Below are 25,491 nucleotides of genomic sequence, written 5' to 3' on the forward strand. Positions count from 1 at the left end.
TTTGTGTGAATAGTAAGTCAACACAGTATTCATTTGATGTAGTGATGCAAGCTGTAGCTAGAATTTCAGGAGGAATACTTTCTTTTGTTGCGGTTTTTTTGCTTACTTATTTATTTAGTGAATCTGATATAGGTTATTATAATATTATGTTAAGTACGTTAAATATTATAACTTCATTAAGTTCGCTTTGGCTTTCACAGGGTATCTTAAGATACTATGAAGAAAAAAAAGATTTTTCTTTTATTATGATATCAACATTAAGTGTAATAACATTCAGTTTGTTGATTGTTTTTATGAGTAGTTTTTTTATTGAACTTTCAATTTCTGCGTATATATATGTTATAACTCTAATTATATATAATGTATTAGATGCAGTTTTGAGAAAGGAAAGAAAATTATATCAATATGTGATTTTAGAATTAGCGTTCTCGATAGGAAGACTTTTTCCAATGGTGTTAATAGCATATATTACACATGATATAGATTCTATTTTTATAAGTCAAAGTATTATAATGTTGATTTATTTAGTTTTTTTGAAAAGTACAACAAAAATTACAAAGAATTCACAAAATAAATTTAATATGATACAACTAAAGCAGTATCTAGGATATGGTATGCCACTAATCGGTTTATCGGTTTCAAATTGGCTATTGGTTTCGTCAGATAGGTATTTAATTAAATATTTTGAGTCGGATGCAAGTGTAGGAATATATTCGACCATATATTCATTGGGAAATAGCATATACATGATGTTTGCATTAATTATTGTAAATGCATTTCATCCGATTATAGTTAATACATGGAATATAAATAAAGAAGAAACATATTCCTTAATTTCAAAAGTATTAAACTACTATTTGCTATTTACGTTACCCATAGTATTCTATGGATGCTTAAAAGCCAACGTGCTTTTGAGCTTGTTTAAGGGTAATTCATACGCTCAAAATGATAGTATATTTATTTGGACAGCATTGGGAATCTTTATATATGGTTTTTCACTTTTATATCATAAATATTATGAATTGCAACAGAAAACAATGATGATTTTAGTCTTTAATTTAAGTATAGCAATATTAAACATTGTTTTAAATATTATTCTGATTCCTCGTTACGGATTTCCAATTGCCGCATTCACAACATTTGTTTCATATATGAGCTATCTCATTATAGTTAGATTAATGACATTCAGGGCTTTCCCTGTTAAACTATCATTTAAGACCATACTTCTTGTGGGTGCAATAATGTTGATATTTTTTATTGGTGATAATGTTATTGTTCAATCAAAATCGATAATAGTATTTTTTATTGAAGGTATCATATTTGTCGTATATACAATGTTGATGTATCAGTTATTGAAAATTTTTGATATTCGAGATTTATTACCTAATCATAGAAAAAAGTAATTTAAGGAGGAAATAATAATGAAAACAGTAATGTTGGTTTTTGGTACTAGGCCCGAAGCAATAAAGATGTGTCCTTTAGTAAATGAGCTTAAGATGAGGAAGTCTATGAATACGGTGGTTTGTGTTACAGGACAGCATCGTCAGATGCTTGATCAGGTTTTGGAAGCCTTTAATGTTGTTCCAGATTATGATTTATCAATAATGAAAGATAAGCAAACTTTATTTGATATCACAACTAACATTTTAAATAAGATTGGAGAAGTTCTAGATAAAGTAAAACCAGATGTTGTTCTTGTCCATGGTGATACTAGTACAACGTTTGTAACAGCACTTGCTTGTTTTTATAAGCAAATTCCGGTTGGTCATGTGGAAGCCGGACTTCGTACATATGATATTTATAGTCCATATCCTGAAGAGTTTAACCGACAGGCGGTTGGTATAGTGGCAAAATATAATTTTGCTCCTACAGAAATGTCTAGGGAAAATCTTCTTCGTGAAGGAAAAAAAGAAGACAGCATTTATGTAACAGGTAATACAGCAATTGATGCTTTAAAGACTACTGTTAAATCTGAGTATTCTCATCCTGAGTTAGACTGGGTATCTGACAGTCGACTAATTGTAATTACTGCTCATAGGAGAGAAAATCTTGGAGAACCAATGCATAATATGTTTAGAGCTATTCGTCGTATTATGGATGAACATTCAGATGTAAAGGCAATTTATCCAATTCATATGAATCCACTTGTTCGCGAAGCAGCAAAACAGGAACTTGGAGAATGTGATCGTGTTCATATTATTGAACCTTTGGAAGTTTTAGATTTCCATAATTTCCTTTCAAGAAGTTATTTGATTCTTACAGATAGTGGTGGAATTCAGGAGGAAGCACCTTCTTTAGGAAAGCCAGTATTGGTTATGCGTGATACAACAGAACGTCCAGAAGGAATTGTAGCTGGTACACTTAAATTAGTTGGAACAGATGAAGAAACTATTTATAGAAACTTTAAGGAATTATTAGAGAACAAAGATTTATATAATAAGATGGCGCATGCAAGTAATCCTTATGGGGATGGACATGCTTGTGAAAGAATTGCAGATATATTAGAAAATTAGAATAAAACGGAGTTTTGTAAACATGAAAGGAATTATCTTAGCTGGTTGAGCGGGAATTAGACTCTATTCTTTAGCAATGGTTACATCTAAACAATTATTACCGATTTATGAAGAGCTAATGATTTACTGCTCACTGTTTACTTTGATGTTGAAGGGAATCATGAATATTCTTTTGATTTTCAATCTAACTGATCTTCCTAACTTTAAGAGATTTCTTGGATACGGATCAAATTATGTTGTGAATCTTTCTCACAAGATAAAGCTGTCAGCGGATAGATAGGCCAGATATTTATTTTGGGAAAAGAATTTATCAGTGATGATGCATGTGCAATGGTTCATGGAGATAATATTTTCTACGGCAGTGGATTTAGTAAAGCGTATAGAGCTGTTTTAACTCAAACACAGTCTCGTGGGTAATACATAGGAAGTAGACACAGGATAAGTTTATTTAATCTGGTCGCACAGCATAAGGTCCTACCAATGATTTATGAAGTGGTATGTAGATTTAATGTTTGTGAACAAGCATAAGCATAGACAGATTAGTACCTGTCGTGAGTAATGTAGCAAGCGAGTGTATTGATAATTGCACAGACTCAAAAGAATATCGCATTTTACAACGTTGATTAAGCTTTGATGGATGTAAATATTACACTATTAGTGATGAATGGTTTGATATGTAGAAGTTTTTATCCAAATCCAAAGACAAGAATATCCGAAGATAAGGATATTATAAGTAAAGCCAGTGCTAATCGACAAAGTACACGAAATTATGTTACAGTATAGATACAGGTAATAAGTTCTAAAACTGGAGTTGATCATAACCACGAAGTGGGATTTAGAAAAGGAATTTGTTTCATAGAAGTTTATAAAACTTTAATGGAAAGACGAAAGGATTTCTATGGAAATTGGAATATACTGTTCTTCAAAGATGTGTTTGAGCATCTAATTAAAATAAAAATAGATGTTAGAGATATTTGGAATTTGGATAATACGGATTATTTGTTGTTCTTAATCTTGTCATACGATTAAGCATTTTCTGGAAGCTGGTGTTGGTATACGTCAAATCTGTGACATCTTTTAGTATTCAAATATATAATGGAGAACAGTTTAATTGTACGTGGATTGATGACAAAAAAAGCATATTTTGTACAGAAATGCAGAAAGAAGAGTAATTTACTTCACGTATTTTTTCTTTCTTACATAAAGAGGGCCATTTCAACAAGATATTCCTACGTGAAAAAGAAACTGTATCTTTTGCTGGTAGCCAAGTTATCTGGTATATTACATTACAAAAAGAGCATAGCAGTTGATACTATCAAGATTGGTAAGCAACGTGTGAAGATAATTAAGAAATATAAGATTATTGACTGATAAAGAGGCGTATGACCTCTGGTAAAGGAGAATATATATTATGTTATCAATAAATATAGCATTAACAGGAAAGACGATTTTGGTGACCGGTGCTGCTGGTTTTATCGGAAGTAATTTAGTATTGGAGTTAATCCGTACGCAATCACCGGTAAATATTATCGGTATTGACAATTTGAATGATTACTATGACGTTTCTATTAAAGAGTTTCGTCTGTCAGAAATTGATAAAGAAATTGATAAACATCCAGAATCCATCTGGACATTTATCAAAGGCTCTATTGCAAATCGAAATTTGATTGACCGTATTTTTAGAGATTATAAACCGACAGTTGTTGTAAACTTAGCTGCACAGGCTGGTGTACGATATTCTATTACAAATCCAGATGTATATGTAGAATCAAATTTAATTGGTTTCTATAACATTCTTGAAGCCTGTAGACATTCTTACGATAACGGTGAGACTGGAGTAGAGCATTTGATATATGCTTCTTCTTCTTCTGTATATGGATCAAATAAGAAGATTCCATATTCTACAGATGATAAGGTAGATAATCCAGTTTCCTTGTATGCAGCAACCAAAAAGAGCAATGAATTGATGGCTCATGCTTATTCTAAACTCTATAATATTCCGTCTACTGGGCTTCGTTTCTTTACGGTATACGGACCGGCTGGCAGACCAGATATGGCATACTTTGGATTTACTAATAAACTTTGCTCAGGAGATACTATTCAGATCTTTAATTATGGTAACTGTAAACGAGATTTTACATATATAGATGATATCGTGGAAGGGGTGAAAAGAGTTATGCAGTGTGCACCGCAGAAAGCAACAGGGGAAGATGGGCTTCCGGTACCGCCGTACAATATTTATAACATCGGAAACAACAGCCCAGAGAATCTACTGTATTTCGTAGATATTCTGCAGCAGGAATTGATTCGTGCAGGAGTACTTCCGGAAGATTATGATTTTGAAGCACATAAGAAGCTCGTTCCGATGCAGCCTGGAGATGTTCCAGTAACTTATGCAGATACAGCTGCTTTGGAGCGTGATTTTGGATTCAAGCCAAGTACAAGCCTTCGTGAAGGTTTGAGAAGATTTGCAGAGTGGTATAAGGAGTTCTACCTGTAATAGAACAAATAAAATAACCTCTATCAGAAGTCACATTTTCTGTGATTTCTGGCGGAGGTTATTTTATTTGTTAAAATCTAAAGTGCACCATTTATCATATATTCACATTCTATGTCATATGCTGATTTAAAGTCAAACATTTTTCTATTCATTGAGTTGATTTTAAAGCTTGTATCATCTAAGTATTGTTGTTCAATGTTGTACATTGATTTTCCTTTTGGTATGAATCTTCTTACCAGTGCATTTGCTCTTTCATTTGTCCCTCTTTGAAACGAACAATATGGATCACATTTATACAGTTTTACATTCATTCTTTTTGCTGTGATTCCCAACGCCTCAAATTCTTTGCCATTATCAACCGTTATTGATTTTACTTCTATTTCATTTTCTTCTATATATTTTCTTATCAGCTTATCTATATAGTATTCATTTCTTCCTTCTGCCTTGATTAGCCACACCACCCTTGTACATCTATCTACGATTGATATGATGCTGGCACATTCATTTTTCTTGCCTATAATTGAATCTATCTCTAAATGCCCTGGCTCATCCCTTTTTTCTATGTATTTGGGCCTTAATCTTATTGGTAATACCGTTTTATGATCTAGATTCCATTTGAGGTGGTTCATCATTCCATTTTTTCTTTTTCTCTTTTTCTTTCTTCTTTTATAGCAGGTATCTTTTGGTTGGATTTCTATCTTTCCGTCATTGATCCAGTTATAAACCTGTTGTGCACTCACTGATGGCTTGGTTGGATAGTATTTCTTAAATTTGTAGACACATGCTTCAATTGAGTTGACTCTCCAGTCATAACGCTCGATAAGATATTCGATAAAATCTTTATATTTGATGTGAATATCAGGTATCGATCGTGGCTTATGAATCTTATTAAGATATCTGGAAACAGTAGAATGAGAGATATTGAGTCGTCTTCCAATTTCTCTCATTGAGCATTTGCACTCATGCAAAATATCAATTTGTGCTTTCTTTTTTTCATCTAAATGTTTATAATTCATATGGGAGCTCCTTTTCGTCGGGTGAGCTCCTTTATTGTATCAAAAAAGCACACCTTAGTGGTGCACTTTAAATTTTAATTTAGGAAATAATCTCTATCAGAAGTCACATTTTCTGTGATTTCTGGCGGAGGTTATTTTATAGTTAGAAGTTAGTTTAGTTTAATTATATTTAGTCTCTTTGGAATAAATCTCTTGTATATACTTTTTTTCTTACATCATCTAAACAGTCATCGTATCGGTTCGCAATGATGCTCTGGCTGATTCTTTTAAATTCATCTAAGTCATTTACAATTTTGGAACCGTAGAAAGTAGTACCGTTTTCAAGTGACGGCTCATAAATTATAACGGTTGCTCCCTTTGCTTTAATACGTTTCATGACACCTTGAATAGAAGATTGCCTAAAGTTATCAGAATTTGATTTCATTGTTAATCTATAAACTCCAATAATCACTTCTTTTTCTTTATTTGCATCCCAAGAACTATTAGCCCCATAAGCTCCGGCAATACTTAATACTTGATCAGCAATAAAGTCTTTTCTTGTACGATTACTTTCCACAATCGCACTCATCATATTTTGTGGAACATTATCATAGTTTGCTAGTAATTGTTTTGTATCTTTTGGTAAGCAATATCCACCATAACCAAATGATGGGTTGTTATAATGGTTACCAATGCGTGGATCTAAACATACACCATTAATGATTTCTCGTGTATTTAATCCTTTGACTTCAGCATAAGTATCTAATTCATTGAAATATGATACACGTAATGCTAAGTATGTATTAGCGAATAGTTTTACAGCTTCTGCTTCTGTGAATCCCATAAATAAAACGTCAACATCTTCTTTTAAAGACCCATCTTGTAATAACTGAGCAAATGTATGAGCAGCTTTAACTAAGCGTTCATCGTTTGTATCCGTACCTACAATAATACGAGAAGGATATAAGTTATCATATAATGCTTTTGATTCTCTTAAGAATTCAGGTGAGAAGATAATATTACTTGTGTTATATTTTTTTCTTACTGATTCTGTATATCCTACTGGAATAGTTGATTTAATAACCATAATAGCATGAGGATTAACTTCTAATACAAGTTCAATAACGTTTTCTACTGCTGATGTATCGAAGTAGTTCTTTTGACTATCATAGTTTGTAGGTGCTGCAATAACAACAAAGTCAGCATTCTTATATGCTTCTTTAGCATTCATTGTAGCTACTAGATCTAATTTTTTTGTTGCTAAGTATTCTTCAATATAATCATCTTGAATAGGTGACTTTCTATTGTTGATCATATCCACTTTTTCTTGAATAATGTCAACAGCTACTACATGATTAGTTTGTGCAAGTAATGTTGCAATACTTAAACCAACATAACCAGTACCTGCTACTGCAATATTAAGTGGTTCTTTTTGTGTATGTTTACTTTCTTTTTCATTAACAAATAATTCAAATGGTTCAAACTCAAGAACTTCACCTAATTGTTCTAATTGAGTAATAGAAGGCATATAGTCATTAGATTCTAAACGACTAATCATAGCTCTATTGATACCAGTTAAATCTGCTAATTCTTGTTGCGTCATATTTTTGTGTTTTCTTGCATTCATGACTGTTGATGCAAGTAATGTTTGTGATAATTTTTTCATATTTTACCTCTCTTTGTTTTTATAAATAACATTTTTTATATAGAAGACATATATAGTATATAATGTTTGGGATATTTATGCAATCATTAATTTTATAGCTATCATAATGTTATTTATAATAACTTTGTAATATAGATTGATTTATGTTTATTAATATGTTTTAACAATTTATATACTATGTGCTATATATTTTTTATAGTATAATATAAGCATATACAATGTGTTTTTTTAGGATTGGAGTGATAGTATGCGTAGATTAGTTAGAAATATTAAAGTATTGAATGTTGGACAGGGAGATTGTGTTGTTTTTAATGCTTTGTATGATGGAGACAGAAATGCAAAAATGACTATATATATTGATTTAGGACCTGGAAATATAGATATAACAAAAGAAGCAAAATATAATGATATTGATATATTCTTAACTCATCATCATGATGATCATATGGGTGGTTTGAGATATTTTATTGGTTCTCAATTTCATCGTATCAACAATATCTATGTTCCTGATTATCTAGATGAACTAACTTTAATCGCAAAAGCAATATTGAATTTAAAAGGAATCAGAAGTGCAAAGGATTGCATAGAATTTATTAATGAATTAAATGATATCGTTAATAACTATAATTTTTTAGTGAGTCTATCAAAAAGTAGCCATATACAGGTCTGTCATCAAGATGATATTTTTTATGGCTGTATGAGATGTTTGAATCCACCTCAATATCTTAATGTATATAAATGGATTCAAGAATGTGATGAAAATGAATTAAAAGAGATGTTTTATACTTTATTTGAAAAAGAGTTTGCTGATCAATTCAATGAATATATTTTTGGTAATTTTAATGTACTTAATGAAGAATATCAAATATTAGATGAAAATAGATTATTTAGTTATGAAAATAATAATGATATATCAAGGAGAAATTATGTAGTAGATTTTATTATGAGAAATAGAGAACTATTAATGGCTTTTCATCATAAACCAACAAGAAAACGTTTATCTAAGATATATCGTCAATATACTAAATGTTGTCATGATACATGTCTTGTGCTTCGATATCAAGAAGAAGATTTTAGCTTCTTATTAACAGGGGATGCCAGCAAGAAAGTATTCAAGCGTTTGATAAATAATAATGAATTGATATATTCTCAGTATTTAAAAGTTCCTCACCATGGCAGCAAGAATAATCTCACAAGTAAAATATTATCATGGATTAATCCTGAGGTTGCTATTATTTCACATGATAATGGTCGTTTTGGTAAAGCAAAAGATTCTCATCCAAATCAAGAAATATTGGATATGTTGACGAAAAACAAAACAAAAATTCTTATTACAAATGATGTGATAAAGGATGGAAAAATAATCATGAAAAAGAAAAATCATTGTAGTGATGGATATATAGAAATAAAATAATGGATAAGGATTAAAAAGATGAAGAGAATATTAATGATTGGAAATGGGTTTGATATAGCTCATGGATTATATACAAAGTATATTAATTTTTATGAGTTTTGTATGGTGTTTCACAACAAAGATGTTGAGGATATTGATGAGTCTTTTAGAGAACGTATTTATCATGAATTTATTGAATGTGGCTTTAAAAAATCAGCAGTGAATGTGATTTTAAAAGAAAATATTATTAGTGATGAATTATTGAGAAAAATGATTGATATTTGTAAGAATAATTATTGGTTAAATTGTATTCAAAAAAGGCAGTCTTTAAAAGATCCACATTGGTGCGATATTGAAGGAATTATTGCACAGGAAATTGCGAAAATAGTGTATATATCTAAACATTATAAGAATAAACATATGCGTTCAATAAGAGGAAAAGAGGAAAATGATGAAATTGTGAATATGTTTATTTATATTGGTTCTCATTCAAAAAAAGCAAGTTTACGATTGGCTATTGGTGAAATAAAAGAAAAATTATTATTAGATCTTAATGAATTAACATGGTTGCTTTGTTGTTATTTATCAAAGTTCTTAAATCATACAAAAACAAGGTATGAATTTTTTAAGAGTTTAAATATTGATTATGTTATTAACTTTAATTACACGGATACATATAGTAAATTATATAATAAGAATATTCCAACACATTTTATTCATGGAAATGTTCAAAAGAATATTGATGAACAATTTCAGATGGTTTTTGGTATAGGTGATAAAATTAATGATGCTGAAGATAATTATGAATTTATTGAATTTCAAAAATATTATCAAAGGATTATTTATAAAACTGGAAATGAATATATAGAATGGCTCAGTCATAAAGAAGAAATCATAGAAATCATTATATTTGGTCATTCTATTAATGAAGTAGATGGAGATATTATTAAAAAAATATCTTTAAGAGATAAAACAAGAATATATATTTATTATTATGAGCAGGAGGCATTAAATGGCATAGTCGCCAATTTAACAAAAATATTGGGTAAAGACATAATGATTGATTATACAAATATTAATAAAATACAATTTAGAGAAAATAATTTAAAAGATGAATTTATAGTCAAAGATAAACAGAAAGCGGAACAGATAAGTAGTATGACTATAAAATAATAAATAGAATATACAATAATTTTACTACTCATTTAAGTTAATATTTTTTTAGTGATGTTGAATTAAATAAAATATTTTTTATTGGAGAGCAATTTTTCAAATGACTTTACTTAAAATAACAATTATTTTAATTCTAAAAAATGTATGATAAATATTTTTATTGTATAAATTAATAAATGTATAGTATAATATAAGTGTAAAAAAAATACACTTATATAATTTTTATCTGTTATAAATTTACAGGACGGTGAAAAAACATGTTAAAGAAAGTTTTTGTTAAAAATTACAAATCATTTAAAAATGAAACAATCATTGATTTAAAAGCAACAAAATATGGTTTTTTGGAGGATACTCATGTTGCAAATGGAATAGTTAAAGGGGTGGTTTTTGTTGGTCCAAATTCGTCTGGTAAATCTAACGCTATACATGCAATCTCAGTTTTATTAGACCTATTGTTTATAGATAGAGATATAGGCTTACCACTTCAAATGTGTTTATATACACAAGAAAACTTAGAGTTAAGCTACTTGTTTGAAATAGATCAACATGACATCTTATATAAAATGATTTTTAGTCGTGATGGTCATGTTGTGAGTGAAAAACTATGTCTGGATAATCAACCATTATTGACACGTTTGGGACAAGAAGCTAAAACAAATATTACTGAAACTGATTATTACCATGGAGATTCTATTGCTAAAAATGTGCTGTTTTTAAGAACAATTTATTTTAATACACAATTTTCTCAATTTCCTGTATTAAAAAAATGGTTTTCTTTCTTACAAAATTCTATTTACTGGGATTTTTCTAATAAAAGAAATGTTGCCTTTAGTCCTATGGTTTTAAATAAATTACAAGATAATATATCAGAAGAAGCAGTCGATAGAATGAATCATTTTATGAAGGATTCTAAAATTGGTTATAGTTTGAAGTATACTAATGAATCTATGGTAGGTGAGTATACAACTATTAACTTAGGCAATCAAAAAGAATTCTTTGTGAAAAAAGAGGGGTGTGATTATTGGATGCCTTTATATATGGAATCTCAAGGTAATAAAGAATTGATTCCTTTGATACCTACGATATTGCATATTGTCAATAATGATGGAATGCTTATTTTAGATGAATTTAATGCCGCTTCTTTCCATAATGAATTAGAGGAATTACTCATTAAATATATTTTAACAAATTCTAAAAATTCACAGCTTATTTTTGCAACCCATTCTACTAATGTATTAAAAACATCTCTATTAAGACCAGACCAAATTTATGCAGTTGATTTTAAAGGAAATGAAGGAAGTATCATAAAAAGATTTTCTTCAGAAAGTCCAAGACAGTCACAAAATCTAGAGAAAATGTACTTGTCTGGTATTTTTGATGGTATTCCTAATTTTAGGGAGAAAAAATGATGAACATCGTTTTAAATAAAGATAAAAAGGTAGGGCAAGTTATTTATATTGTAGAGGGACTTGTTAAAGAATTTTCTTTATTAAAGCATATTTTTACAAAGATTCTTGACTATACATTTATTGAGGTGAAAAGTGCAACGAAAAATGCTTATACTTTTAAAAGTAAAAAAGATTTTAACTCAAGAATATGTGTAATCAAATCAGAAAATTCAAATATAAGTTCAATTAGTAGTTATACAGAATATATTGATTCTATTTACAAGATGTTAATGAGTGAATATGATATAGACGTAAATAATGCAGCAATATTCTATATTTTTGATAGAGATCCTCAGTCAAATAAAAATAGTGGGCTTATTAAAGAGCTTTTAATTCATTTATCACATTCACGAGATGATAATCAAGATTATGTGGGAAATGGATTACTTTTGTTGAGTTATCCATGTATTGAATCCTATGTTATCTCTTGTTTTGAAAGTGATATGCAAGTCAGTTATACACAATCTCATGATTTAAAAAGCTATCTTGATTCTAATCAATATCATCAAAATAGGATAACACAGGAAAGTATGCAAAATGCTGCATGGCGATGATTATGAGTTTAAAGAATTTATGTGAATATAATTTTAATGAAAATGATCTTGATAATTTTGGTCACATAAATGTTAAGATTTTTGGAGAAGAAGAAAAATATTATCATCAATCTAGTATGTATAAGCTTTTAAGCTTATTGAGTATTTCATTTTTCGATTTAGGTATTTTATCTTTGACCGATGAATAATTGATTATTTTATACGTTATGCATCATCAATATATAACTGAAGCATCAATTGAAATATATAATTGATTCGAAATGTAGTATAAATCCATTTATATAGTCTCAATTTTGTTATTGTAATATTGAAGTGACAGAGTCTCCAATTTATAACAAAATTGAACCTGTTCATGAAGAATCAACGGAAGAAGTGAAAGAAACTGTCTTTTAAAATGAAAAAAGCACTGAAAAACCAAAGAACTATCTAATTGAATATTTTCAGATAGTAGTCTTTGTTTCCAATGCATCGAATACTGTTTCTTTATGTAAGAAATATTAGATTCATCTATATTTGGGTTCTCAATCATAAGCTGATCTAAATCCTGCATAGTACTTGAGCGAATAATGGATAGAGTGTCATGAAATAGAATTTGACTATAAGGAATAATGATAGATAGTAAAAATGCATGTGTATGATTACAATGCTTACATTTGAATCTTTGAATTTTAAGGGTCATAATGCCATCTGGTGTTTTTATTTTGCGCGTATAAAAGCCATGCTTGATAAGATGTCCTTTGTGATGACATGAACATTCTAGAGAAGCGATATTAAGATCTTCAAGACATTCATTATAAAATGTTTGCATTTTAGAAAAGTTTTGATTGAATGTGTTTGAGTAATAGGTTATCATATAAGTGTTCTTTGAACAGAGGATAAAGGCTAGCATTGGCGTGAGAGGCTTTATCCTTTTCCTTTCCAACTATTATCATACTAAAATAGTCTTATCATTTAAAGTGATTATTTCTTATTCATTCACTTTGATAAGACTTTTTCTTTTATTTTGACTATTTTCTTTATTTTTCTTTTTATTTAGTTTGGCATTCAACATTGTAGATAATAATAAGGAAAAAACTCTAAAGATGGAGGGAGATGTCAAGATAAGTTGAAAAATATGGTTATATCATGTATGATGTAGTTGTTTATTTTATAGAAAATAAGGAAGGGATATTAATCTGAATAAAAAATAGGAATGGAAATATAGATTTTGCTAAAAAAGAGCATAATGCCCCTTTCCCCAAATGGAAAGCTATTCTGTTTGGGGTGAGTTGCCTGATTTCTTGATGATAATGTTTAAGATTACTTCTTCACTCAAACCAGTTCGGCTGAGCTGATTGAAGGCATTTCTGAAATTGTTTGTGATATAAGCGATGCGCTGTTCTTTCGTTGTTTCAACATCTACCATATCTGATGGATTGAAGACTTCACCTGTCTTGAGTATATGGTAGATGGCTACAAGTATCTTTCTGGCAATCGCTATGATGGCACGCTTCTTGCCGCGACGCTTGGAAATTCTGTCAAATTTTTCTGCATAGTAGCTGCATGTCTTATCCTTGACAGCAGCATATGCAACCTGAACAAGGCATGGTTTAAGGTAGATACCACTTTTGAAATCTTTACGGATTTTTTCTTTCCGGCAGATTCATTGCGTCCGGGAGCTAGTCCAGCCCATGCGGCTAGCTTACGAGCATTTGACCATTGGGACACATCGATGCCAAGTTCGGAAATAATGATGATAGCAGATTTTCTGCTGATACCAGGAATTGCCATCAGAAGCTGAATATAGTCTTCATAGGCTAGAACCATCATGTCAATGTGATGCTGAACTTCATCAAGAAGGGAATCAACATATTCTATATGCTTCTGAACGATTTTGCTTCTTTCTTTTTGAAAGTGATTCAAATCAGTTCCTTCAACAGCAGAGAGAATATCTTCTGTAGAAGATTTACATCTTCCATGAACTTTAGAAAGAATATCTTCACTTGTATAGGGTTCATCTGATAAAATAGTATCGACAATAGAGGAAGCGGATTTACCAAAGACATCAGTGAAAACAAGGTCAAGTTTGCAGTTTCCAGTGGTTAAGGCATTCTGGAAACGATTCTTCTCAGAAGAACGGATATTGACAAGCTTATACTGATAGCGAGTAAATTCCCTGAGGATACGAATATCCTTTTCAGGGATATAGCTTGATCTGACGATACCAAATTTAAAGAGATCGGCAATCCATTTGGCATCCTTATTGTCATCCTTCTCACCTTTGATAGCCTTGACCCATTTAGGATTGGCAACAACGACATTGGAAATGTGGCTTTCCAATGCATTGTATACAGGAATATAGTACTTGCCAGTGGATTCCATGCATACATTTTGACAGTTGTTCTCGATAAGCCATTCTCTAAATTGAATCAACTGGTTATTGAAGGTTGAGAATCTTTTTTTAATATACTTGGGCTTGATGGATTCAGAGATGCAGATCACCGCAACAATGAAGGATTTGTGCACATCAACGCCACAGGCTCTAGGGTAAACAATTTCCATAAATAAAAAGCTCCTTTCAGATTATAGAGAAGGAGCTCAGTGACTGGCTGAACAACACTAAAAGATTAACTCAAGTCAATGATTAATCTGCAGACTAGGATGTCGATACTCATGTGTGCTTGAAAAGTACAGCCCTGCACTGGTTAATATACTGTTTTGAACTGAACGGGCTGCAGAAATCTACAACTCACCCTACCGTGCTTTGTAGTATAAGACTCCTTCAGTAAGAATATAAAATAAAATGCCTGCACAAGCAAGGAATTATCCATAACGATGTGTGCCTTGTAGCCGCAGGCGGAAAGGAATGTATGGTTAATATGTTTAGAAATTTGTTTGAAAAGTGGATACAATGGAAATTAATTTTATTAATTCAAATCATTATTTCAATTGTTTTTGCTATCTTTTTAATACAATTAAATGTATTGCCTATGATATTTATTGCTATTATTATAGCAATTGAGATATTAATAGGTGTTGGTATTTTCTTTTTGATGAGAAATGCACAAAAAGTAAGATTAATCGTGAGTCATATCATCAGTCTTGTTATAAGTATTATGTTAGTGATTGGGTGTATGGCAGTTTCACAAGGAAATAGTGCCATCCATGGTTTAACAAGTGATCATACACAGACAAATCGTATTTCATTATATGTATTAGATGATAGTTCATATCAGGAACTGAGTGATTTAAAAGATCAAAGTATTGAAGCTAATGTGAATGATGAACATATGGCTGAAGCAATAGATGCATTAAATAAAGAAGTTGATCTTTCAATTCAAGGGCAAGAAGATTATGTACAAATGTCTAATCATTTATATGATCAAAAAACAGCTGGTATCTATATGAATGAAGCACAATCAGCATTGTTTGATGAAATTCATGAAGATTTTCATAAAAAGACAAAAGTTTTATATACATATGAAATCACAGAAGAAATTGAAGATTTTTCTAAAGATGTGAGTGTGACACAAAATGCATTTAATGTTTTTATTAGTGGTATTGATACAACAGGACCAGTATCTACAGTTTCAAGATCAGATGTGAATATGATTGTGACTGTCAATCCTCAAAGGAAGAAAATATTAATGACAAGTATTCCAAGAGATTATTATGTCACTCTTGCAAATATGGGACAAAAAGATAAATTGACACATGCAGGACTTGCAGGAGTTGAAAATTCAGTCAAAACTTTAGAAAATTTCTTGGGAATTGATATTAATTATTATGCCAGAGTGAATTTTACATCATTGATTCAGATGGTTGATGCCTTAGGTGGAATAGAGGTTTATTCGGATCAAGATATTCCAAAATTAGGTATTCATGAAGGTATTAATCAAATGGATGGAAAAAAAGCTTTATCATTCTCTAGAGAAAGATATTCTTATAAGAGTGGTGATAATCATCGTGTACAAAATCAACAAAAAGTCTTGGAAGCTATGCTTAATAAAATGATGTCACCTGCCATTATTACCAATTATTCATCTATACTAGATCATATTGACGGTTGCTTTGAAACGAATATGACTTCTGATGAAATTACAAGTTTAATTAAAATGCAATTAAGTGATATGTCTAGCTGGGATATTCAACAAATTCAATTACAGGGACATGGAGCTATGTTAACAGGTGGAGCCTATATGCCAGGTAATAGATTATATTATATGATTCCTGATGAAGATAGTGTGAGTCAATGTGTAGCTCAAATTAAAGAGGTTCAGGGAAATCATTAATTAATGGAGGTCAATCATGGATAAATATTTGAAATATATTAGAACATCCATTATAGGAAAAATAACACTTGTGTTATGGATATTGATTTTAATGTTAGGAATATATTGTTTTTCACAAATCTTTATTTATCTTCCAACAATGATTTTTATAATAGCAATCATTATTTTTACAATTGTTGTTGCACTATTAGGTTTCGCACATTATAAAATACCAAAAGTTTCTCTGTTTTTAGAAATCATTGTGTGCATATGTTTAATAGTAGGGGTATTTGCAGTCAACAAAGTCACAACATTTACTGATAAGATTACAGAAACAAATGAAGTGGAAACTGTTTCAATTGTAGCTTTAAAAGATGCCAATATTACTAAAGAACAATCTTTTGATGATTTGACTTTAGCTTATAGTCAAGATGATGATTCATCTTACAAACATTCTACAGAAATTTTAAAAGAAAATAATAAAAAAGTGAAAACAGAAAAACCATATCAAAATATGGAATTGGCTTATAAGGCATTAAAGAATCATAAAGTTGAGCTATTAGTTTTGACAAATATTGGAAAAAGTGATTTATCAGTCATAGATGAAAATTATGAAGATTATATCCAAGTTATTTTGTCAAAAGATTATCCATTAGAAAAAGTGACATCACAAGATGTAGACATCTCTAAAGAACCATTTACAATCTATCTTCAAGGTGCTGACTTATCTTCAGGAGATAATATTAATTCAACAGGTAGGGGAGATGTGAATATTTTATTAACAGTTAACCCTCATACAAAGAAAGTGAATATGCAGGTTATACCAAGAGATTTATTTGTTTATATTCCTTGTAAAGATGCTAGTAGTAAATTATCTTATAGTGGCTGGTGGGGTGGCATTCAATCCTCTATAGCCAGTATAGAAGATCAATTAGATATTAAAATCAATTATTATGCAAAGATTAATTTTAATGGTTTAATGGACTTAGTGGATGCATTAGGTGGTGTAGAAGTTTATAGTCATTATACATATGATGCAGGAGAGTATCACTTTGAAAAAGGATATAATCACGTGGATGGTCAAAAAGCTTTAATGTTTGCCAGAGCAAGAAAAATGCTTCCATTAAATGAACGTTCACGTGGATATCAGCAAATGGAATTAATAAAAGCTATTTTTACAAAGTTTGCTCAAGAACCAACATATAATCATGCGATGAGTGTCATTGATTCTTTAGAAAGTAATTTTACAACGAATCTACCAAAAGAAGACTTTTTCAAAGCTTTTCAGCTTGTTGTAGATTTATTACCTGAATTACAGACAATGGAGAATCATTCTATTGAAGGTGAATATCAATGGCATTATGATGAAGTCAGAACAAATTATTATCAATATTATTTCTATCCCGCTGATGGAGAATTACAGGCAGTGAAGGAAAGAATTGATTATGTAATCAATGGAAAATAAAAAAACATCAATGAGAGATCATCTCATGGTATATTAAATAATCGCGGGGTAAACCTTAACCTTTAATTTTATTACGGGGTTTGCCTTTTTCTGCTTTAATTTCTAAATGGGGTAATTTCATAATAAAAAGAAACCTCCTGATATAATATATGTTTGCAGACATTTATATCTTGAAAGGAGGTTCCTCATGAACGATTTTATCATTAAACTTCTTGATTTAAAAGAAAAAGATTTGGATTTTATTGAATCTATTACCAAAACTGAATCTTCTGATTTTATTATTATTCTTAAAAGATCTATTCAGGTTTGTCCTCATTGTGGTTCTTTAACCGATAGAATTAAAGATTATAAAATCAGAAAATTAAATCATAAAGTTTTAATTCATTCTCATTCTTTTATTTTCTATAAACAACGTCGTTATTGCTGCAAGGACTGTGGCAAGTCCTTCGTTGAATATTCTCCCTTTACTGGTACCTGACATATCCTTACTGCTTCTACTGTTATCAATATTCTTAATGATTTGAAACCTTACACTTCTACATTTTCTTCTGTAGCTAAAAAATATGGTGTTTCTGTTTCTACTGTTGTTGATATCTTCGATAGACATGTTCAAATCAAAAGAAAAACTCTTACTCATATCCTTTGTTTTGATGAATTCTATTTCAACAGACATGTAAAAAAGAAATATGCTTTTATGATTATGGATTTTTCTAAAAAATATATTATTGATATTGTGGAATCCAGATGGAGTGAAGATCTTTATGACTATTTCTTCCACATTCCTCTTGAAGAACGAAATCAAGTTAAATATATCATTATAGATATGTATTCTAATTATAAGTTCATTATTCATAATTTTTTTAAAAGTGCTATTATCTGCGTTGATCCTTTTCATGTAGTCAAAAAAGTTAATGATTCATTGAATCAGGTAAGAAAAAGAATCATGAAGAAGTATTCTACTGATGAACTTAAAAATTCTGTAGATTACAAACTTCTTAAAAGCAGATATTATATTATTCTTAAGAATGAAGACAGTTTAAACTTTGAAAAATTCTACTATGATAGAGTTTTAGGACATACAACAACTGAACTAGGCTTAAAGGAAAGAATCCTTCAAATCAATCCCATACTCAATGAAGCCTATAAAATAAAAGAAGAATACATCAACTTCAATAATGAAAATCAGAAGACATTCGATATAGATAAAAAAACAAAAGAATTCGATTCATTAATAAAAAGAATGAAATTATCAAATATACAGGAGATGATTGAATGTGCAAAGACACTCACAAACTGGAAACAGGAGATATTAAATTCATTTCATTGGTATGATGGAAGAAGACTTTCAAACGGACCTATAGAAGGAAAGAATAACTATATAAAGAAAATTATAAGTAATGCAAATGGATTAAGCAATTTTAAAAGAGCCAGGAACAAATTCATTTATTCACAAAACCAATATGAAAAATATCTAATAAATGAAAATAAAGAAAGTATTAAAAGAATAGGTAATTATAGAGGAAAATATAAAAAAAGGAAATAAAATAATGAATGTCTGCAATTTCCTTTAAAATAAAAGTGGGGTGTTTCTGCCCCACAATTTTTTTAAAGCTTTTTTATAAAACCCCGCGATTATTTAAAGCGCCCATCTCATTGGTGTTTTTCAATATGACATATATGTTTCTTTGTTTTCTTATTATAACTGATTCCGACAATCAGTAAGTTATCTTTATACTTTTCTAATCCTTTTGGATATTTTTTCTCTTTGATTTGATCTATCGCTGTATTGACTTCTTGATTCCATTTTAGCTCTATAATCATAGCAGGTTTATCATGTCTTGGTATCAATGCAATATCTGCAAACCCTTTTCCTGTTGGCATCTCTCTGATGATTGTATAATAATCTCTCGCTGATATATATGCCAATAATAATGTATAGGCTAATGTATTTTCATTGTTGTAGGTTAATATTGATGTGTTCAGATGTGCTTCTTCGATATATCTGGCAACGGCTTCTTCATCTTTTCTCCATGTTGCCTCTAATAATTCACGACTATTTAATAATGCCTTTGTCGTTTCTTCCCAGTTTGAATCTTCTATGGAATCAATGAAAGCTTGTTGATACTTCTTTGTTAGGAATATAGCAGGTATGATCTGAATTATTATATCCCAGATATCCAAGATGTATTAGAAGTGTTAAGACATCATCCTTTGATTTGAATGTTGTCATATCATTTTGGAACTTGCTTGTATTAACATCTACACTCTTTCCTGACAATAATTGAACGATATTATCTTTCAAGTCATCAAAGTTCATATCTATATAAACTTGCTGGGCTTCATAAGTTTCTGTTGATGTCCAATAGTTTTCATACTTTCTGTCCATAAGAGCATAAACAACAGAGCGATGATTGTAGACAGAAATATCATTGGACATGCGATAGCCATCATACCATTGTTTCATCTCATTATAATCCATATTATATTTTAAGCATAAATCATAAACTTCCTGTTCAGTAAATCCCATAAATTCAGATAATAATCCCGGATCAATCATAGAGATTTCTTCAAACATATTCAAGGCACCGTGTGTTCCATATTTTTTAATAGGCAATATCCCTGTCATATAAGCAAGTTCTACATATGGATGATCTTTCAATAGGTTTCATAAAAAATCTAAACATTGTTTTTGTGCTTCTTTATCTTGAACATATTCTCTGAATATACAATCCCATTCATCTATGATAAAAATAAATTGATTTTTGTGGATACGTAGATATCTTCTAAAGATAATGAAAGATTTGTTTCATCAAAGAAAGTGACTGAATATTCCTGTTTGAGTTCATTTAAAATTCTCATTGTTAGTCATTGGATCATTTTATCAATATTGTGTGTATTGCTTAAAAAGCTTTGTATATTAATATGAATGACATGATGCTGGTTAAGATGTTCTAAATAATGATCAGTTTGGCTGATTTTGAGTAAATCAAAAATATGATGAGAATCGCAACCCTTAGAATAATAGGCAACTAACATATTAGCATCTGCACTCTTTCCAAAGCGTCTAGGTCTTGATACACATAGCTTATTATCACCGGTACCTATTAATTGATTTGTATAGTTAATCAGTAATGATTTATCTACATATATATAGGATTGTTAATTGCCTGTTGAAAACTGTCATTTCTTGGATTGAGATATAATCCCATACATTTTCACCTGCTTTCTTTTCTGTTTTATTATACCATTTGTATAAGTAAAATACCATGAGTATATATATCAAAAAGCAATTGAGTTAATGAATTCGTAACATTTTTGTTAAGAAATTCTTAAGAATAAATTTCTTGATATTTATGATAAAGATCATTATAATGCTATCAAGATAGGAGGGATATAATGAATCCCAAAGTAAAAGTAAGGTTAAGAATTATTGCAATATTAACAACATTAATATGGATGATTGTCATCTTTAGATTTTCAATGGATACGGGTGTTTCATCGCATGAATTGAGTGATTTTTGTGTACAGGTCTTTAATAAAGCTGTTTATCATTTTACAGGTAAAGATTTAAGAATATCTATTACTCCAGAACATTATGCTTTGATAGAATTGTTTTTTAGAAAACTGGCTCATATGAGTATCTATTTTATATTAAGTATAAACATTATGATTGTTTTATTTACATTTAATATGAAAATGACATTAAGAATGTTTATATCTGCTTTATTTTGTTTTATTTATGCTTTATCTGATGAATTTCATCAGATGTTTGTAGATGGTAGAGGAGCCAGTTTTACAGACTGTTTAATTGATACAAGTGGAGCATTATTGGGTATCGTTGCAGCATTAATTATTTATTGTATTATGTATACAATCATGACAAAATATCAAAAACATAAGGGTTTAATTAAAGGTGCATATGAAATTAATTAGGTAAGAATTATGTGATTCTTACCTTTTGTTTTTGTTATTTGACAGCTTGCATAATCAATAATAAAGTTATGAATTATGAAGATAGAAAAGTTGTTTTTATATAAAATAAATAAGTCAATATATAATCTGTTTTGTTCTTGAAAAATAAAATAAATAATTTTATTTTATTGATATATGAATGCTTCAAATGTTCAAATACGGGAAGATAATGAAGTAAAAGGTAAGTGAAAAATAGTGAAATTAATTCTCGGCAGGTAGTTAAAATATTATGTATCTTTCAAAATACATTTCTAAGGTGGTCATACGAGCAGTCACACAGAGATGTGAATTTATAATTTTGCATGCAAAAAGTTGACATTATCGTTCAATAGATTTTATAATAAAATTGAGTTCAAAAAGGGCTTAAAACTAATAAAAATGTAAGATTTTATACAAAAAATCATGTAAAAAATAACGCTCGAAAATGTTCACTTTATCGTTCATTTTTTACTTTATATTGAGAGGAGTTGGGAAAAATGTCATTTGTTACAAAAGATATGTATTTTATAATTGCAATATTTCCACATGAAAAATGTGAAATATGTGGAGATCTGCATAGCCCAGTTTTAAAGGAAAGCGTACAATTTCATGATTTAACAGAGTTAGTCCTTATTATGGACAAAATCATGCAAGATTTTAATATTCCAAAATATGATAAAAAAAATCGAAGCTTTGTCTCAGATTATAAATCAATCAATATTCCATTAGAATATCAAGATTTAAATTCAGGTAATTTTGAAAGATATTTGGATAAATCATTGAAATTTCCGATGGAAAGTAAAAACATTTTTACAGTTAAGGTTATGTATAGACAACATTGTACATGGCAAGGACAAATTGTTTGGATTGGACAAGATAAAGTGCGATTTTTTAGAAGCGATTTGGAGCTTATTGCATTGATTTATTCAACTTACAATGAAGATTATCAGTAATGTTTTCTTTCTTTGATGACTATTGTAGCTGTTTTTTTGATCATTCTATTTATGGGAGTAAAACTGTTAGGTGATAGTCTATAAGTTGTAACAAGTTGAAATATGATTTCTCATTATCAAAGGAGGGTTAATATGTGTATATGATAACTTTAATTGCAGAATTTATCATAAAAGTTATTTGAGTTGATTTGTGTTGACTCTTGTTTTTTTGATATTTGTTTGGTTAATGACATTCACAATGAGCATATATTCTACTCATGTTGTAAAATCTTTCAATATATTCAAATACCAATCGATATGCTTTTTCATAATTTCTAATCTTATAGAATTTTAACCATTCTCTCTTGATTAATGCATGAAATGATTCAAGATATACCCATGGTATCCCTTTTCTTGAATAGCCTCTTATAAATTCTTCTGTCATTTCTTGATATTGTATTGATGTATACTATACAACTTTTATGAATTCAGGATATTGTGACATGCATGACAACCACTACATAAAGTATCACAGTTTCATGTGATAAGAATGGTTGCTCTGGTGATACTCTTTTTGGACTTGATTAAGTAAAAAAGCTTAATGGAGTCATTCACAAATATGTTGAGCGAACTTAGTTTGGGGCAAGAACTTAGTTAGTGAGAGGTATAACATTTATGAATAGAATAAGTTTGGAATCAGATTGTCAAAAAATCATCAAGTTGTTATATCTTTTGAGTTGGTCAAAAATAGGAAAATGAATAACTAAAATTTAAAATACATTCATTAAATAATCTTTGGTTGAAGTTAGTAGTGTTTTAAATATCAATGATTTAGAGAAAGGTATATCTAATGTATTTAAAGAAAATTATGTGTCATACTTAGCGGGAAACTATATCGAGAGTTGACAAAATAAATCAAAGTTTTTTAAAAGTGCTTTAAAATTATTTATTCGCAGTTATAAAGGAAAATAATTAAACAAAGGGGGAGAAAAATATTTCTGTTAAAAAAAATTTAATTTATCAAATGGGATATCAATTTTTTATGATGATGATTCCTTTTATTTTATCTCCATATTTAGCAAGAGTTTTTGGCCCTGAAAATATTGGAAGAACATCTTTTATATCTAATATTAATAATTATTTTATATTGTTTGCCTCTTTAGGAGTTTCTGTATATGGGAATAGAGAAATTGCATTTGTGAGAAATGATAAAAAAAAGCTTAGTCAAATTTTTATGGATATATTTTTTGTTCATTTTATTGTAGGAAGTATTATTTTCGTCATATATTTATTTTTTTGTTTTTATTACAAAAATGATCAAATTTTATATTTAATAAGTTCATTAAATATTTTAGCAACTATTGTTGATATTAGTTGGTTTTATGCAGGTATTGAAAAATTTAAAATTACTATTTTTAGAAATGTTTTGATGAAAGTATGTTGTATTATACTTATATTTTTATTTGTTCATAGTCATCTAGATATAGGATTATATTTATTTATTAATGCATCTACTTTATTAATAGGTCAACTATTAACATGGATAGCTTTAACCAAATATATAACATTTGTAAAACCTGACTATAGAAAAATTTTGTATCATTTAAAACAAATGATAATACTATTTGTACCTATAGTGGCAATGAATATATATCATCAAATGGATAAAACGTTACTAGGTATTATGTCTACAAATGCAGAATTAGGATTTTATGTTTATGCTGAAAGAATTATTGCTATACCGGTTGCATTATTTAGTGTCGTTTCAACAGTTATGATGCCTAGAATATCACATGTTACGCATCAAAAGCAGTATGAACAACAGAATCAATATATAAATATAATGTTTAAATTAAATACATTTTTAAGTATAGGTTCTTTTTTTGGATTATTAGCTATAAGTCATATATTTGTTGAACTTTTTTTTGGAATAGATTTTTATAAAGTTTCTGGCATAGTTAAATGTTTGTCTTTGACATTACCAATTATTGGTTTTTCTAATGTAATTGGAAATGGATATTTATTACCAAATAAAAAAGATAATATATGGATATTATCTTTAGTTGTAGGTGGAATTGTAAATTTGGTTGCAGATATGTTTTTAATCCGTTATTGGTATGCTCTAGGAGCAGCATGGGGAACTGTACTTGCAGAACTTTCTGTTTTGATTGTTCAATTTATACTATGTAAAAATAATTTTGAATGGAATGTTGTATTTAAATATATTTTTAGAAATATTATTTCAGGAATAGTCATGTTTTTAATTGTTTATCAAATTTTATTCTATGGAGAGAATTGGCAATTTTTAATTTTATCAGTAAGTATAGGATTTGTTATTTATACATTTCTTAGTTTCTTTAATTTTAAAAATATTAAATAAGGAGCTAACTATATAAAATTCAAGTCATTTGATGAAAAAGTTTGAAAATGTTAAATGATTTGATTATGGTAGCTAATCAATATGTAAGATCTTTGAAATGTGAATACGATTTGTGTTTTTGGGCATGACGAAAATAGCCTATGGAATAGACTTTTTTTGAATACGGTTTCATTTTCTTTCTATCTCAGTAACGATGCATCAAACTGCTGATTTGTCGTTACCAGATGATAGATGACCCTCAACAGCTTCCTGATGCAATGGCCCTGCGCAC

General features: G+C 29.4%; 23 protein-coding genes. 16 read left to right on the forward strand and 7 right to left on the reverse strand.

The annotated features are described in order from the left end of the window. The first annotated feature begins 5 nt into the window (after window positions 1–5). The 4 genes from B5G32_RS04730 (at window position 6) to B5G32_RS04745 (ending at window position 5,013) form a co-directional block, all read left to right on the forward strand. Window positions 6–1,403, forward strand: a complete 1,398-nt coding sequence (locus B5G32_RS04730; protein WP_087935998.1) for a lipopolysaccharide biosynthesis protein — start codon at window positions 6–8, stop codon at window positions 1,401–1,403. An 18-nt stretch (window positions 1,404–1,421) separates the two neighbouring features. Then, the gene (gene wecB, locus B5G32_RS04735) at window positions 1,422–2,513 is read left to right on the forward strand and encodes a non-hydrolyzing UDP-N-acetylglucosamine 2-epimerase (protein WP_087935999.1); all 1,092 of its coding nucleotides are present in this window, start codon (window positions 1,422–1,424) and stop codon (window positions 2,511–2,513) included. A 55-nt stretch (window positions 2,514–2,568) separates the two neighbouring features. After that, window positions 2,569–2,793, forward strand: coding sequence for a sugar phosphate nucleotidyltransferase (locus tag B5G32_RS14365; protein ID WP_479684583.1), 225 nt, complete (start codon window positions 2,569–2,571; stop codon window positions 2,791–2,793). 1,131 nt (window positions 2,794–3,924) lie between these two features. Then, window positions 3,925–5,013: an NAD-dependent epimerase/dehydratase family protein gene (locus tag B5G32_RS04745; RefSeq protein ID WP_087936001.1), complete on the forward strand. Its 1,089-nt coding sequence runs from the start codon at window positions 3,925–3,927 to the stop codon at window positions 5,011–5,013. A 77-nt stretch (window positions 5,014–5,090) separates the two neighbouring features. Here the strand turns inward: B5G32_RS04745 and B5G32_RS04750 are convergent, their stop codons facing one another. Both B5G32_RS04750 and B5G32_RS04755 read right to left on the reverse strand, forming a co-directional pair. Further along, a complete protein-coding gene (locus B5G32_RS04750; RefSeq protein WP_087936002.1) occupies window positions 5,091–6,029 on the reverse strand; it encodes an IS30 family transposase in 939 nt (312 codons plus the stop codon). 169 nt (window positions 6,030–6,198) lie between these two features. After that, window positions 6,199–7,674, reverse strand: a complete 1,476-nt coding sequence (locus B5G32_RS04755) for a nucleotide sugar dehydrogenase (protein WP_087936003.1) — start codon at window positions 7,672–7,674, stop codon at window positions 6,199–6,201. Between the two features lie 247 nt (window positions 7,675–7,921). On the opposite strand from B5G32_RS04755, the gene B5G32_RS04760 reads away from it, so the two are divergent. The 5 genes from B5G32_RS04760 (at window position 7,922) to B5G32_RS04780 (ending at window position 12,430) form a co-directional block, all read left to right on the forward strand. Further along, window positions 7,922–9,088, forward strand: coding sequence for a ComEC/Rec2 family competence protein (locus tag B5G32_RS04760; RefSeq protein ID WP_087936004.1), 1,167 nt, complete (start codon window positions 7,922–7,924; stop codon window positions 9,086–9,088). Between the two features lie 18 nt (window positions 9,089–9,106). Continuing rightward, window positions 9,107–10,240 carry an AbiH family protein gene (locus B5G32_RS04765; protein WP_087936005.1) on the forward strand — a complete coding sequence of 378 codons (1,134 nt, stop codon included), beginning with the start codon at window positions 9,107–9,109 and terminating at the stop codon, window positions 10,238–10,240. Window positions 10,241–10,497: 257 nt separating this feature from the next. After that, window positions 10,498–11,649: an AAA family ATPase gene (locus tag B5G32_RS04770; protein WP_087936006.1), complete on the forward strand. Its 1,152-nt coding sequence runs from the start codon at window positions 10,498–10,500 to the stop codon at window positions 11,647–11,649. Beyond that, the gene (locus B5G32_RS04775) at window positions 11,649–12,242 is read left to right on the forward strand and encodes a hypothetical protein (RefSeq protein ID WP_087936007.1); all 594 of its coding nucleotides are present in this window, start codon (window positions 11,649–11,651) and stop codon (window positions 12,240–12,242) included. The genes B5G32_RS04770 and B5G32_RS04775 overlap by 1 nt, the downstream gene beginning before the upstream one ends. 2 nt (window positions 12,243–12,244) lie before the next feature. Then, window positions 12,245–12,430: a hypothetical protein gene (locus B5G32_RS04780; protein ID WP_087936008.1), complete on the forward strand. Its 186-nt coding sequence runs from the start codon at window positions 12,245–12,247 to the stop codon at window positions 12,428–12,430. Between the two features lie 89 nt (window positions 12,431–12,519). On the opposite strand, the gene B5G32_RS14370 is transcribed toward B5G32_RS04780, so the two are convergent. Next, a complete protein-coding gene (locus tag B5G32_RS14370) occupies window positions 12,520–13,131 on the reverse strand; it encodes a DUF6431 domain-containing protein (RefSeq protein ID WP_479684584.1) in 612 nt (203 codons plus the stop codon). Window positions 13,132–13,718: 587 nt separating this feature from the next. Further along, window positions 13,719–14,783 (reverse strand): IS110 family RNA-guided transposase, encoded by a 1,065-nt coding sequence (locus B5G32_RS04790; RefSeq protein ID WP_239386191.1) that lies wholly within the window; start codon window positions 14,781–14,783, stop codon window positions 13,719–13,721. 308 nt (window positions 14,784–15,091) lie between these two features. Between B5G32_RS04790 and B5G32_RS04795 the strand changes: the two genes are divergently transcribed. The 4 genes from B5G32_RS04795 to B5G32_RS04810 all read left to right on the forward strand — a co-directional run bounded on the left by B5G32_RS04795 (window position 15,092) and on the right by B5G32_RS04810 (window position 19,500). Continuing rightward, window positions 15,092–16,513 carry an LCP family protein gene (locus B5G32_RS04795; RefSeq protein ID WP_087936010.1) on the forward strand — a complete coding sequence of 474 codons (1,422 nt, stop codon included), beginning with the start codon at window positions 15,092–15,094 and terminating at the stop codon, window positions 16,511–16,513. A 16-nt stretch (window positions 16,514–16,529) separates the two neighbouring features. Then, complete coding sequence (locus tag B5G32_RS04800) at window positions 16,530–17,957, forward strand: LCP family protein (protein ID WP_087936011.1); 1,428 nt, start codon at window positions 16,530–16,532, stop codon at window positions 17,955–17,957. Window positions 17,958–18,144: 187 nt separating this feature from the next. Then, window positions 18,145–18,435: a transposase family protein gene (locus B5G32_RS04805; RefSeq protein ID WP_087936012.1), complete on the forward strand. Its 291-nt coding sequence runs from the start codon at window positions 18,145–18,147 to the stop codon at window positions 18,433–18,435. Window positions 18,436–18,477: 42 nt separating this feature from the next. Continuing rightward, window positions 18,478–19,500, forward strand: a complete 1,023-nt coding sequence (locus B5G32_RS04810) for an ISL3 family transposase (RefSeq protein ID WP_158093972.1) — start codon at window positions 18,478–18,480, stop codon at window positions 19,498–19,500. Between the two features lie 107 nt (window positions 19,501–19,607). Here the strand turns inward: B5G32_RS04810 and B5G32_RS14105 are convergent, their stop codons facing one another. From B5G32_RS14105 to B5G32_RS14115, 3 genes are all read right to left on the reverse strand, one after another. Further along, window positions 19,608–20,138 carry a PD-(D/E)XK nuclease domain-containing protein gene (locus tag B5G32_RS14105; protein ID WP_239386192.1) on the reverse strand — a complete coding sequence of 177 codons (531 nt, stop codon included), beginning with the start codon at window positions 20,136–20,138 and terminating at the stop codon, window positions 19,608–19,610. Beyond that, window positions 20,062–20,532, reverse strand: coding sequence for a hypothetical protein (locus B5G32_RS14110; RefSeq protein WP_479684582.1), 471 nt, complete (start codon window positions 20,530–20,532; stop codon window positions 20,062–20,064). Before B5G32_RS14110 ends, B5G32_RS14105 begins: the two co-directional genes overlap by 77 nt. Window positions 20,533–20,822: 290 nt before the next feature. Continuing rightward, on the reverse strand, window positions 20,823–21,107 hold the full coding sequence (locus tag B5G32_RS14115) for an AAA family ATPase (protein WP_343286429.1): 285 nt from the start codon (window positions 21,105–21,107) through the stop codon (window positions 20,823–20,825). A 246-nt stretch (window positions 21,108–21,353) separates the two neighbouring features. Between B5G32_RS14115 and B5G32_RS04820 the strand changes: the two genes are divergently transcribed. The 3 genes from B5G32_RS04820 (at window position 21,354) to B5G32_RS04830 (ending at window position 25,220) form a co-directional block, all read left to right on the forward strand. Further along, complete coding sequence (locus tag B5G32_RS04820; protein ID WP_087936014.1) at window positions 21,354–21,890, forward strand: VanZ family protein; 537 nt, start codon at window positions 21,354–21,356, stop codon at window positions 21,888–21,890. 515 nt (window positions 21,891–22,405) lie between these two features. Continuing rightward, window positions 22,406–22,861 (forward strand): hypothetical protein, encoded by a 456-nt coding sequence (locus tag B5G32_RS04825; RefSeq protein ID WP_087936015.1) that lies wholly within the window; start codon window positions 22,406–22,408, stop codon window positions 22,859–22,861. 994 nt (window positions 22,862–23,855) lie between these two features. Beyond that, the gene (locus B5G32_RS04830; protein ID WP_255374744.1) at window positions 23,856–25,220 is read left to right on the forward strand and encodes an oligosaccharide flippase family protein; all 1,365 of its coding nucleotides are present in this window, start codon (window positions 23,856–23,858) and stop codon (window positions 25,218–25,220) included. Window positions 25,221–25,491 lie beyond the last annotated feature (271 nt).

It is taken from the genome of Massilimicrobiota sp. An80 (assembly GCF_002159255.1).
Classification (GTDB): domain Bacteria; phylum Bacillota_I; class Bacilli_A; order Erysipelotrichales; family Coprobacillaceae; genus Allocoprobacillus; species Allocoprobacillus merdigallinarum.

Bases quoted from the DNA above. Each gene is read 5' to 3' on its own strand.
- wecB (WP_087935999.1), top strand. From the start codon at position 1,422: ATGAAAACAGTAATGTTGGTTTTTGGTACTAGGCCCGAAGCAATAAAG.
- B5G32_RS04745 (WP_087936001.1), top strand. From the start codon at position 3,925: ATGTTATCAATAAATATAGCATTAACAGGAAAGACGATTTTGGTGACC.
- B5G32_RS04750 (WP_087936002.1), bottom strand. From the start codon at position 6,029: ATGAATTATAAACATTTAGATGAAAAAAAGAAAGCACAAATTGATATT.
- B5G32_RS04755 (WP_087936003.1), bottom strand. From the start codon at position 7,674: ATGAAAAAATTATCACAAACATTACTTGCATCAACAGTCATGAATGCA.
- B5G32_RS04760 (WP_087936004.1), top strand. From the start codon at position 7,922: ATGCGTAGATTAGTTAGAAATATTAAAGTATTGAATGTTGGACAGGGA.
- B5G32_RS04765 (WP_087936005.1), top strand. From the start codon at position 9,107: ATGAAGAGAATATTAATGATTGGAAATGGGTTTGATATAGCTCATGGA.
- B5G32_RS04770 (WP_087936006.1), top strand. From the start codon at position 10,498: ATGTTAAAGAAAGTTTTTGTTAAAAATTACAAATCATTTAAAAATGAA.
- B5G32_RS04775 (WP_087936007.1), top strand. From the start codon at position 11,649: ATGAACATCGTTTTAAATAAAGATAAAAAGGTAGGGCAAGTTATTTAT.
- B5G32_RS04780 (WP_087936008.1), top strand. From the start codon at position 12,245: ATGAGTTTAAAGAATTTATGTGAATATAATTTTAATGAAAATGATCTT.
- B5G32_RS14370 (WP_479684584.1), bottom strand. From the start codon at position 13,131: ATGCTAGCCTTTATCCTCTGTTCAAAGAACACTTATATGATAACCTAT.
- B5G32_RS04790 (WP_239386191.1), bottom strand. From the start codon at position 14,783: ATGGAAATTGTTTACCCTAGAGCCTGTGGCGTTGATGTGCACAAATCC.
- B5G32_RS04795 (WP_087936010.1), top strand. From the start codon at position 15,092: ATGGTTAATATGTTTAGAAATTTGTTTGAAAAGTGGATACAATGGAAA.
- B5G32_RS04800 (WP_087936011.1), top strand. From the start codon at position 16,530: ATGGATAAATATTTGAAATATATTAGAACATCCATTATAGGAAAAATA.
- B5G32_RS04805 (WP_087936012.1), top strand. From the start codon at position 18,145: ATGAACGATTTTATCATTAAACTTCTTGATTTAAAAGAAAAAGATTTG.
- B5G32_RS14110 (WP_479684582.1), bottom strand. From the start codon at position 20,532: ATGTTTGAAGAAATCTCTATGATTGATCCGGGATTATTATCTGAATTT.
- B5G32_RS04820 (WP_087936014.1), top strand. From the start codon at position 21,354: ATGAATCCCAAAGTAAAAGTAAGGTTAAGAATTATTGCAATATTAACA.
- B5G32_RS04825 (WP_087936015.1), top strand. From the start codon at position 22,406: ATGTCATTTGTTACAAAAGATATGTATTTTATAATTGCAATATTTCCA.